This is a genomic window from Halobacillus alkaliphilus, assembly GCF_900113125.1.
GTDB classification, from domain to species: Bacteria; Bacillota; Bacilli; order Bacillales; family Halobacillaceae; genus Halobacillus; species Halobacillus alkaliphilus.
In genome coordinates this window covers 25331-32801 of record NZ_FOOG01000011.1, presented here as the reverse complement: position 1 = coordinate 32801, position 7471 = coordinate 25331, and the positions used below count along the sequence as shown (strand labels likewise).

Sequence of the window (7471 nt, the reverse complement as noted above, 5' to 3'; positions counted from 1 at the left end):
AGCTACTTCAATTGCGCCGTTAGCTACTTCAATTGCGCCGTTAGCTACTTTAATTGGGCCGTCAGACACCTCGATTGGGCCGTTAGCTACTTCGATTGCGCCCTCCACACTGAACTTTTTAGTTCGTATAAATTCTGCACAGCCTCTTATACTAAATTCGAAAAGGAGGCGATATTTATGGCGAAGAGAACAAAAAAGAACGATCCGGAGCAAAAGCACAAAAATGGGTTCGACCCGAAGAAAGCTGACACAGAATTCGCAGAAGGATTTGGCAGCGCAGAAGCCAATCGAATCCACAAAGAAGAAGCTAAACAAGCTAGAAAATCACATCGTCCTAACCAAGCTAACTAGGGTTACAAAAAAGACTTCTTCCCTATTGAAGAAGTCTTTTTCTTTGCCTTTTCCCACCTTCAAAAGCGATCTATATACCAGCACAAATTCTAACGTCTGCGTGATTGATTCCACGGTCCCTATGTTAGAATAATAGAGAAGGATTATAAGCTTAGGAGTGGACGATTGATGGACAAAAAAGATATTGCAGATATCCGCAGACAATTCAAAGTGGATAACGATCTGATGAAAATCTCTGATATTTTTAACGTATATATTATGAAAGAAACAACAGATATTTATCACCATCAGAGCCAGCCGTTTGAAATGCTCGACCAGGACCAGCAGGAATTATTTATGAATAATTTCAAGAAGGTACTGACCGGGCAGCTGGATGAAAAATTATTTGAACTGAAATTCGTGCGCGAGGCGGAAGACCATAGTCAGCTTATTTTACATAAAGGGCTATTGAGCACGAACATCGAGGACTGGAAAGAACAAATGCTTTTGATGACCGAAAAGATGATCAGGGACAACCCTTATGAAAAGGATGTCGTCATCACTTTCATCCGTGCCGAGTACTTGAAGCCGGCGAAGCGCCGCAATGACGAAGCAGAAGAAAGTGAACGCGACGCGGTTTATTCTAATTCCTTTATTCTGTGCAGTGTCAATCAGACGCAGGAGCCTAAAAAAGAGATCCAGTTCGACTACGTGGAGAAAGAATTCAAGTATAAGATCGAGGTGGACCCCGTTATTGATCTCAAAAACCCGATGACTGGATTTCTTTTCCCAACCATCACAGACGGGGCTTCTGATGTGAACCACGTTCTTTACGCTTCCGGCAAAGCTAATGAACCAGACTACCGTTTCATTGAAGACGTATTAAACGGCGAAGAAATCATGACTGCGAAAGAAGACAAGGCGGTGTTCGAGGAGGTCATTAAAGATGTCGTCGGTGACCAGCTTAACCCTTCTACTCTCGCCAGTGTGTATGGTGAAATTAACCGCGTCGTTGAAGAAAATGAAGAGGATGAACCGCCAAGACTCGATTATAAGGACGTGGAGCGCGTGCTGAATCAGAGCGGAGAACAAGTCGACTCTGAAAAAGTAAAAACCGCTTTCCAGCGTGTCACGGATAACGAAACGTATGAGCTGAAGGCAAGCAGCATTGTCCCTAAATATAAAACCAAATCGATTAAGATTAACACCAAGATCGCTAACATTTCCATTAGTCCTCAGGACCTGGAATATGTCAGACAAGTCAACTACAAAGGGAAACGCTGCATTATGATTGAAGTGGAAGAAGATGCAGAGATTGATGGATTTAAGATGCTTCCGGAAGCGTTTGGGGAGTAAAATCTACTACCGTTCCAGATAAAAAGATCAACACGGAGAATGATTAAGCTCAATCTACGTGTTGATTTTTACTTTTGAAAAAATAATAAACGAAGAGAGGAGAATTCCTCTGCTTTCTAAACATAAACTTGAAAACAACCAAATTTGGATTTATTTTATTTCCCTCCTGGCTGCAGCAGGGTTTGGGTTCCTTATGCCGCGGTCTGCTGAAAGTCTGGAATCGATTATTTCTATCGTGATAGCAGTACTGCTGTATAGCATGTTTTCTCAGATTCCATTTACTTCAATGAAAGAATCATGGGGCCAAAAAAAGTTTATCAAAGCGTTATTAACGACCAATTTCATTATCGTACCAATAGTGGTCTGGCTGCTGGCCCGACTGTTACCGCAAAGCCCTGAACTTTTGATAGGGTTTTACCTCGTGCTACTAACCCCGTGCATTGACTACGTCATTGTTTTCACTGCGTTAGGAAAAGGTGATGAGAGGCTGATGTTAGCCTCTACTCCCATTTTACTGATCATACAGCTAGTACTTTTACCTTTGTATCTATGGATGTTTTTGGGAAGGGACGCTGCCGGAATCGTAGATCCTTCCCCCTTTCTCGAAGCCTTTTTGGGACTCATTTTCATTCCTCTTATCACTGCAGTCTGTATCCAATTAGCAGCAAAGAAATCCCGCATAGGGGCAAAGATTTTAAGTGGTTCAGCTTGGCTGCCTGTTCCGTTTATGGCTTTCACGCTCTTTGCAGTTGCAGCTTCTCAATTACCAAATCTACCGGCCTATGCAAATGATGTTGTGAAAGTTATCCCTCTGTATGTGGCTTTCATGATCATTATGCCCTTCCTGTCTAAGTTCGCAGCGAATTGGTTTAAATTAGGTGCGAAGTCAGGTCGCACTCTTATTTTCAGCAGCTCTACCAGGAACTCTTTAGTTGTACTTCCACTCGCCTTTTCATTACCAGAGATAGGGAGTATGGTGGCGGCTCTGATCATTACTCAAACCATCATAGAACTGATGAGCGAACTGATCTATATTCGCTTTGTGCCACATGTTTTGCTTCGCGATGAATGAACGAATATCATCTTGTTCCAAAATAAGCTTTCCCTTACTTAAAAGTAACCAATTGAACTACCCCCCACTTACTCGCTGACGCTCCTTGAAGTTGGGGGATTCCTAAGAGCACGAAGCTAATGGTTCGTTCAAATGATTAGGCTAGCCCCGTCGCACCGACGGTTGGAAGGATTCTTTTTAATACGTTGCTTATGCCAATTTGAAGAACCCTTTTCCCTTCGGGAAAGGATACGTTGAGCTTTTGCTAGTTTCTTTTCGGTCTTACGTAGGTATCGTGGGTTTTCATAGGTGGTGCCATTCGATAGAACAGCGAAGTCTTTCAATCCGAGATCCACGCCAACGTAAGCGTTGGATTTAGGAAGTTCCTGAATATCTGTTTTCTGCTGATGAATGATAAAAGAGGATAAGAACTCGGGTTAACCCGAGTTCTTATCCTCTTTTTAAGTTATTTATTTTTGGATCAAGCCTTGAATCACATGACCGAGGCCGTTATGCTTTTCCCCTTCGTTCCGTTCGGCTTCCCCGTAGTAGAAATGAAGACATTTATAATCTTTTATCCAGCGAAGGACATCTTCTGGGGCGTACAGCATCTCCGCTGATTTGGGCCCTCCTGTTCCATAGGCTAATTGATGCTCAGAATAAACTTCAAATAGGACGTGTCCTCCAGGTTTTACAGACCGGATCATTTGTTCCATCAGAAACGATTGATCCTGTTTCGGCACGTGACCAAATACCATAACGGCAGCATCAAATTGTTCGGGTTCCATTTCCATCTTGGTTAAGTCACCTTGAACCGTTTCTATGCTGACGTCTTCTTCTTTTCCTAACTGCAGCGCTTTATTCAATCCTTGATCAGATTGATCCAGGATGGTCACATCATGCCCCATTTTCGCTAAGTATACACCGTTTCGCCCTTCTCCCTCAGCAAAGCATCCAACCTTGCTATCTTTAGGAAGGCGCTCACTCATATTTTTAATAAAAGCATTGGGCTGCTTTCCATACGCGTAATTGGGCTCGGAAAATCTTTGATCCCACATTTCTTTAGACATATAACATACCCCCTCTTGTATAGATCTCCGGCAAGTATATCATTTTAATTTTCTTCCATATAGGATTTGAGTTTAAGACTCTTACATGATCGGAACTTGGCGATTCTTAGAACATTCTATCCCTTCTCAAAATCATAAATAGATAAAGACGGAAGCCAGCGCTTTGGTTTCCGTCTTTATCATCATGTACTGCTTGCGTGATCCTCTATTTAATCCGGTCGTCTTTTTGGTCATTCGTTTTGTTTATCGTGATTCTCTCTTCTCCTGTACTCGGCTGGACGGCATCTCTTCCTTTTTGAATGTTGCGTTTCGACTTGGATTTTTTGCTCATATTCACTCACTCCTGTTTTAAATAATCGCACAAGGTTAGTGTGACCGTACATGACTGTTTTATGTGCCGTTTAACGGCAGATTTAATGAAATCACTATAGATATTTCAGCTTCCCATTTTAAGTGTGATAAAAGATCTTATCTATTTAAAAACGATAAAATCTACTTTCAATTCAGTAAATTTGTTAAAATAAGAGTTAAGAGAATCTCCACTCCCTCATGATAAACTTCAGTTTATTATTGTTCTGCTGCGCTCGACCCTCGGTTTTTTGTCTAATTGAAAATAATCTTTTCGAAATCTATGCATCTCGCTTTCAATTCAGTTAGTAATTTATTATAATTATAATCTAAGATCGATTATAATTAGTTTTTCCAACATAAGAAGGGAGAATTTATACATGGATAAAAATGAAATGAATAACAATCAGCCCGATAAGTGTCCGGTTATGCATGGAAAAACGGAGGAAGAGAACGCCGTTACGACTACTAAAGTTGGTACAACCAATAAAGACTGGTGGCCGAACCAACTGAATCTTCACATATTAAATCAAAATGATAAAAAGACGAACCCAATGGGCGAGGATTTTGATTACGCGGAAGAATTCAAAAAGCTCGATTATAATGCCCTGAAACAGGATCTTGAAGAGCTTATGACAACCAGCCAGGACTGGTGGCCTGCGGACTATGGTCACTACGGTCCCCTTTTCATCCGTATGTCCTGGCACGCAGCCGGTACGTATCGTACAGGTGATGGACGAGGCGGTGGAGCCACAGGATCTCAGCGTTTTGCACCGCTTAACAGCTGGCCGGACAATGCGAACTTAGATAAAGCACGTCGTCTGCTATGGCCGATCAAACAGAAATACGGCAACAAGATTTCATGGGCCGACTTACTCGTTCTTACCGGTAATGTGGCGCTTGAATCCATGGGCTTGAAAACCTTTGGCTTTGGCGGAGGCCGTGAAGACGTCTGGCACCCAGAAGAGGATATCTACTGGGGTAATGAAAAAGAATGGCTTGGTGATAACCGTTACTCAGGCGACCGCGAGCTTGAAAATCCGCTTGCTGCTGTTCAGATGGGGCTTATCTATGTTAACCCTGAAGGACCAAATGGCCATCCAGACCCCCTTGCAAGTGCACGCGACATCCGCGAAACATTCGGACGCATGGGTATGAATGATGAGGAGACGGTTGCTCTCATCGCTGGTGGCCACACCTTTGGTAAAGCACACGGAGCTGGTGATGCGGAAGCCAACGTAGGCGCAGCACCAGAAGCCGCTGATATTGAAGCGCAAGGTTTAGGCTGGCAAAGCAGTCACGGAAGCGGTAAAGGCCGTGACACGATCACGAGTGGCGTAGATGGTGCGTGGACTGCTAACCCAACGGTATGGGATAACGGTTACTATGACCTGTTATTCGGCTACGAGTGGGAACTTACGAAGAGTCGAGCAGGCGCCAATCAATGGGCTCCAGTTAACCCTAAAGAAGAGGATCTTGCTCCAGATGCAGAAGATTCCTCTGAACGCGTTCCTACATTTATGACAACAGCGGACATGGCGCTGCGTGAAGATCCAACGTATGAAAAAATTTCACGCCGCTTCCACGAAAACCCGGATGAATTTGCCGATAAATTCGCTCGTGCCTGGTTCAAACTGCTTCACCGTGACATGGGACCTAAAGCAAGATATCTCGGCCCTGAAGTTCCAGATGAAGATTTAGTATGGCAGGACCCAGTTCCAGATGTGAATTACACCTTAACGGACGCTGAAATCGCTGACCTGAAGGAGAAAATTCTTAGTTCTGGACTGACAGTGAGCGAGCTTGTCAAAACAGCTTGGGCTTCAGCCAGCACATTCCGTAAATCCGATATGCGCGGCGGCGCGAATGGTGCCCGCATCCGTCTTGCCCCGCAGAAAGACTGGGACGTAAACGAACCAGAGCAGCTGGCCAATGTCATTTCTGTTTATGAAGACATTCAAAATGATCTTGATAAAAACGTAAGCCTCGCTGACTTGATTGTACTTGGTGGTAGTGCAGCCATCGAAAAAGCAGCTAAGGATGCCGGTGTGGACGTAACCGTTCCATTTGCACCTGGACGCGGCGATGCTACTCAAGAACAAACAGATGTAGAAAGCTTTGAAGTACTTGAGCCGATGGCCGATGGATTCCGTAACTATGAGAAGAAGAAATATGCGTGGAGTCCAGAAGAGCTATTAGTCGACAAAGCTCATCTATTAAACCTTTCTGCACCAGAAATGACCGTTTTAGTCGGCGGTATGCGCGTACTTGGCGCCAACTACAACGACACTGAACACGGCGTATTCACAGACCGTGTTGGTACACTGACGAACGACTTCTTCGTAAACCTGCTCGACATGGGAATTGAATGGCATCCAACCGAGTTCAACACCTATGAAGGTCGCGATCGCCAAACTGGAGAACTCGTGCGCACAGCCACACGCGTCGATCTTGTCTTCGGTTCAAACTCCATCCTGCGTTCCTACGGGGAAGTTTATGCACAGGATGATAACCAAGAGAAATTTGTGCGTGACTTCGTAGATGCCTGGGTGAAAGTTATGAATGCGGATCGTTTTGACTTAAAAGCTAATAAAGATTCTTTGGCGTATCATAACGCATAATTTAAATAAGCCCCTCACCGGGATGCCGTGCTGGCATTGGGTGAGGGGCTTTTTACATTCCCATAGCGTTTTAAACTTTATGAGTTTTTTAGTAGATTAAAGGAATACTTGCCTCTAATGTTGTACTAGCAAATAAGTTAAAGAGAGCGCCCAGTTAAAGATAACGCATCCAATTTACATACTATCTTTTCACTATTGGACTTCAATTAAAGGGCTAGTAATTTTAGGGGTACCTTCAGACTTTCCGTTATACGTTCCATATACTTTTACAAAATCACCTTCCTCGTACTGGGAATCCGAATCCATGTTTTGGACAGTGTACATCCCATGTCCACCATCTTCTTGAGTAGCCACAACTAATTCGCTACCTACTTCTATCGGACTTGCCATAGTAACTTCTCCCTGAATAAGTACTTTAGTACCCTCTTCCACTCGCCCAGCTCTTACTCTAGTAAAATTTACTTCTCTTGCTTCATCTTTTAATTCATTGTCCAGTTTTTCTTGATTGGGTTCTTCATTCTTAGCACCGTCACCTTCATTATTGCTTGAATCTGAATCATTTGAACAACCAATTAATAATAATATCCCCACTAAAAATAAGTATTTTTTCATAAGGACCCCTTCTCACTAATTTAATTTCCGTCATTACAATTATTGGATATTTTTAAGTTTATGACAAGGAAACAATTAGCTTG

General features: G+C 43.3%; 7 protein-coding genes and 1 pseudogene. 4 read left to right on the top strand and 4 right to left on the bottom strand.

Annotated features, from left to right (window positions below; genetic code table 11):
• The first annotated feature begins 177 nt into the window (after positions 1-177).
• The 3 genes from BMZ06_RS20640 (at position 178) to BMZ06_RS08420 (ending at position 2758) form a co-directional block, all read left to right on the top strand.
• Positions 178-351 (top strand): hypothetical protein, encoded by a 174-nt coding sequence (locus BMZ06_RS20640; RefSeq protein WP_175477831.1) that lies wholly within the window; start codon positions 178-180, stop codon positions 349-351.
• 168 nt (positions 352-519) lie between these two features.
• A complete protein-coding gene (locus BMZ06_RS08425) occupies positions 520-1686 on the top strand; it encodes a DUF4317 domain-containing protein (RefSeq protein WP_089751615.1) in 1167 nt (388 codons plus the stop codon).
• Positions 1687-1795: 109 nt separating this feature from the next.
• Positions 1796-2758 (top strand): arsenic resistance protein, encoded by a 963-nt coding sequence (locus tag BMZ06_RS08420; protein WP_089751669.1) that lies wholly within the window; start codon positions 1796-1798, stop codon positions 2756-2758.
• A 176-nt stretch (positions 2759-2934) separates the two neighbouring features.
• Here BMZ06_RS08420 and BMZ06_RS08415 read toward each other — a convergent pair.
• The 3 genes and pseudogenes from BMZ06_RS08415 to BMZ06_RS21125 form a co-directional block, all read right to left on the bottom strand.
• Positions 2935-3138: pseudogene (locus BMZ06_RS08415) on the bottom strand (transposase); the annotation flags it as partial.
• A 69-nt stretch (positions 3139-3207) separates the two neighbouring features.
• Entirely contained in the window at positions 3208-3807 is a 600-nt protein-coding gene (locus tag BMZ06_RS08410; protein ID WP_089751614.1) for a class I SAM-dependent methyltransferase, read from the bottom strand.
• Positions 3808-4012: 205 nt separating this feature from the next.
• Complete coding sequence (locus tag BMZ06_RS21125; protein WP_281244450.1) at positions 4013-4138, bottom strand: hypothetical protein; 126 nt, start codon at positions 4136-4138, stop codon at positions 4013-4015.
• A gap of 397 nt (positions 4139-4535) precedes the next feature.
• Between BMZ06_RS21125 and katG the strand changes: the two genes are divergently transcribed.
• The gene (gene katG / locus BMZ06_RS08405) at positions 4536-6776 is read left to right on the top strand and encodes a catalase/peroxidase HPI (RefSeq protein WP_089751613.1); all 2241 of its coding nucleotides are present in this window, start codon (positions 4536-4538) and stop codon (positions 6774-6776) included.
• 192 nt (positions 6777-6968) lie between these two features.
• Here the strand turns inward: katG and BMZ06_RS08400 are convergent, their stop codons facing one another.
• Complete coding sequence (locus BMZ06_RS08400; protein ID WP_089751612.1) at positions 6969-7388, bottom strand: hypothetical protein; 420 nt, start codon at positions 7386-7388, stop codon at positions 6969-6971.
• Positions 7389-7471: the final 83 nt, after the last annotated feature.

Coding starts and splice junctions, on each gene's coding strand:
- BMZ06_RS20640 (WP_175477831.1), top strand. CDS start 178: ATGGCGAAGAGAACAAAAAAGAACGATCCGGAGCAAAAGCACAAAAAT.
- BMZ06_RS08425 (WP_089751615.1), top strand. CDS start 520: ATGGACAAAAAAGATATTGCAGATATCCGCAGACAATTCAAAGTGGAT.
- BMZ06_RS08410 (WP_089751614.1), bottom strand. CDS start 3,807: ATGTCTAAAGAAATGTGGGATCAAAGATTTTCCGAGCCCAATTACGCG.
- BMZ06_RS21125 (WP_281244450.1), bottom strand. CDS start 4,138: ATGAGCAAAAAATCCAAGTCGAAACGCAACATTCAAAAAGGAAGAGAT.
- katG (WP_089751613.1), top strand. CDS start 4,536: ATGGATAAAAATGAAATGAATAACAATCAGCCCGATAAGTGTCCGGTT.
- BMZ06_RS08400 (WP_089751612.1), bottom strand. CDS start 7,388: ATGAAAAAATACTTATTTTTAGTGGGGATATTATTATTAATTGGTTGT.